The sequence below is a fragment of the Thiocapsa sp. genome, assembly GCF_035467215.1.
Classification (GTDB): domain Bacteria; phylum Pseudomonadota; class Gammaproteobacteria; order Chromatiales; family Chromatiaceae; genus Thiocapsa.
On record NZ_DATITZ010000216.1, the window covers coordinates 1 to 2,480 of the forward strand.

4 protein-coding genes are annotated in these 2,480 nt (G+C 64.7%); 3 read left to right on the top strand and 1 reads right to left on the bottom strand.

The window, feature by feature from the left end:
* From nrdD (VLR48_RS12100) to VLR48_RS12110, 3 genes are all read left to right on the top strand, one after another.
* A partial coding sequence (gene nrdD, locus VLR48_RS12100) for an anaerobic ribonucleoside-triphosphate reductase (protein WP_325292032.1) occupies positions 1 to 815 on the top strand: 815 nt, incomplete at its 5' end.
* 87 nt (positions 816 to 902) lie between these two features.
* Positions 903 to 1,094 carry an anaerobic ribonucleoside-triphosphate reductase gene (gene nrdD / locus VLR48_RS12105; protein WP_093037664.1) on the top strand — a complete coding sequence of 64 codons (192 nt, stop codon included), beginning with the start codon at positions 903 to 905 and terminating at the stop codon, positions 1,092 to 1,094.
* 39 nt (positions 1,095 to 1,133) lie between these two features.
* Entirely contained in the window at positions 1,134 to 1,895 is a 762-nt protein-coding gene (locus VLR48_RS12110; RefSeq protein WP_325292033.1) for an anaerobic ribonucleoside-triphosphate reductase activating protein, read from the top strand.
* On the opposite strand, the gene VLR48_RS12115 is transcribed toward VLR48_RS12110, so the two are convergent.
* Positions 1,833 to 2,327, bottom strand: a complete 495-nt coding sequence (locus tag VLR48_RS12115) for a hypothetical protein (RefSeq protein WP_325292034.1) — start codon at positions 2,325 to 2,327, stop codon at positions 1,833 to 1,835. The genes VLR48_RS12110 and VLR48_RS12115 overlap by 63 nt on opposite strands.
* Between the last annotated feature and the right edge of the window lie 153 nt (positions 2,328 to 2,480).

Consider the following 2,480-nt stretch of genomic DNA (forward strand, 5'->3'; position numbering starts at 1 on the left):
TCGGCTCGGCCGAGCAGACCGGCTCGCTCGGTGTCGTGACCATCAACTGCGCGCGGCTCGGATACACCCACCGGGGCGACGAGGCGGGGCTGCTGGCGCGGCTCGACACACTCCTGAACCTCTCGCGCAATAGTCTCGAGATCAAGCGCAAGGTCATCCAGCGCCACATGGATGCCGGGCTCTTCCCCTATACCAAGCGGTATTTGGGCACCTTGCGCAACCATTTCTCGACGATCGGCGTGAACGGGATCAACGAGCTGATCCGCAACTTCACCAACGATGCCGAAGACATCACCACGGCATGGGGCCACGCCATGGCCTGCCGGATCCTCGATCATGTCCGCGCACGGATGGTCGAGTTTCAGGAATCGACCGGCAGCATGTACAACCTGGAGGCCACACCGGCGGAGGGCACAACCTATCGCTTCGCCCGCGAGGACAAGAAGCGATTCCCGGACATCCTCCAAGCCGGCACGCCCGAGACGACCTACTACACCAACAGCTCGCAGCTGCCGGTGGGCTATACGGACGACCCCTTCGAGGCGCTCGCCATGCAGGAGGCGCTGCAAACCAAATACACGGGCGGCACGGTGCTGCACCTCTATATGAACGAGCAGATCTCGACGACCGACGCCTGCAAGCGGTTAGTCCGGCGGGCGCTGGAAAACTTCCGTCAGCCCTACATCACGGTCACGCCGGTGTTCTCGATCTGCCCCAAACACGGCTACATCGCGGGCGAGCACGAATTCTGCCCGATCTGCGACCGCGAGCTAATCGCACGCAAGACCGCGGCGCTCGACGAGACGGCGGCGTAGGTCGAGCACAGGGTCACCAAAGGCTCGGCCACTCGACAGACCGACAAACGACACACCATCGTTCGAAACGACATCAGGAGCGAGACCATGACCAACCCAACCATCGAGCTGAAGACTGAAGAACGCACCCGTTGCGAGGTCTGGACCCGCGTCATGGGCTATCACCGCCCGGTCTCTGCCTTCAATGCCGGCAAGCGCGCCGAGCACGCCGAGCGCTGCTACTTCACCGAGACACCCAACGGATCGGCGATCCGCCAAGAGCGCCGCGCGGCCGCCTAAATCGTCGAGCCGGATCGAGCCGGTCGAGCCTCCGCACCCATGTCTCGACAAACACCCTTCCCGAGCGACCTCGATCTGCCGACCTCTTCGGACGTCGCAGACTCGGCCGACGCGGGACAATTGCGGATCGGCGGCTTCGTTCCGTTGACGACGATCGACTACCCCGGCGAGCTCGCCGCGGTCGTCTTCCTCCAAGGCTGTCCTTGGCGCTGTCGCTACTGCCAAAACGGCGCCTTGATCGACCCGAGCGCCACCCCGGTCATCGCTTGGTCGCAGATCCGCGCATTCCTTGAGCGTCGCCGCGGACTGCTCGACGCTGTCGTCTTCAGCGGCGGCGAGCCGACCCTGCAGTCGGCGCTCGCCTCCGTCATGACCGAAGTCCGGGGGCTCGGGTTCAAGGTCGGCCTGCACACCGCCGGCCCCGCGCCGAAACGCTTGGCACGATTGTTACCCCTTCTGGACTGGGTCGCGCTCGACATCAAAGCGCTGCCTGAAGACTATCCCGCGCTCACGGGTGTCCCGCGATCCGGCGAGGCCGCTTGGGAGAGTCTGTCGTTGATCCAGGCATCCGGTATTCCGCTGGAGGTGCGCACGACGATCATGCCGCATTGGGCCGCACCCCACCTCGAGACGCTCGCAACAGCACTTGCGCAGCGGGGTGTACGGCACTATGCCGTGCAGGCGTGCGACACGCGCCACGCCCTGGACCCTCTCCTCGGTCCCTCCGTCGTCCCGCTCTCACGGCTCGCCGCCGCTATCGATCCCGCATCCTTCGAGCGATTCCTTCTGCGTGAGCGCTGACGCATCGGGCGAGATCTGCACGCCCGACGCGCTCTTACCGTCGCACGGGCTTACCGCGATACCCAGGGTCCCTGTCAAAAACAGCCCTCGACCCTCGATCGCGAAGGGTGCTGCGAAAAGGCCGAGAAGCGCCCGGGCACGCTCGGCCGCATCGACAGGATCGCGATTCACGAAGAAGGAATGAACAACCTGATCACGCCGAAGATTCGCCAGATCGCCAAGACGCTCGGCGTAGAAATAGCTCAAGGCGTTGGCGTGAAGCTTTGCATCGTGCGCATGCCGTGCCGCGGTGGAATGACTCAAGCGCTCCTGGGCGACCCAGGTCGTCACGAGCAGGAGCGCAAGATAGACGACCAGAGCAATGCCGCCCGCAATGGTCGGCGCCGGCAACCAGCGTCGGCTCCGGCCCTTCGTGCCCTGTGGCTCGGACATCACGGAAGGTCCCAACGAATCGATCCTCCCCGCACTGAAACATGGCTCGGGTGCGCATTCCACGCCATTCGGCCACCTGTTCCACCGACATCCGGCCGGCGATTCCACCGGCATTCGGCCACCCGTTGCACGACCATTCGGCCGGGGCAGTCG

Coding starts and splice junctions, on each gene's coding strand:
- nrdD (WP_093037664.1), top strand. CDS start 903: ATGACCAACCCAACCATCGAGCTGAAGACTGAAGAACGCACCCGTTGC.
- VLR48_RS12110 (WP_325292033.1), top strand. CDS start 1,134: ATGTCTCGACAAACACCCTTCCCGAGCGACCTCGATCTGCCGACCTCT.
- VLR48_RS12115 (WP_325292034.1), bottom strand. CDS start 2,327: ATGTCCGAGCCACAGGGCACGAAGGGCCGGAGCCGACGCTGGTTGCCG.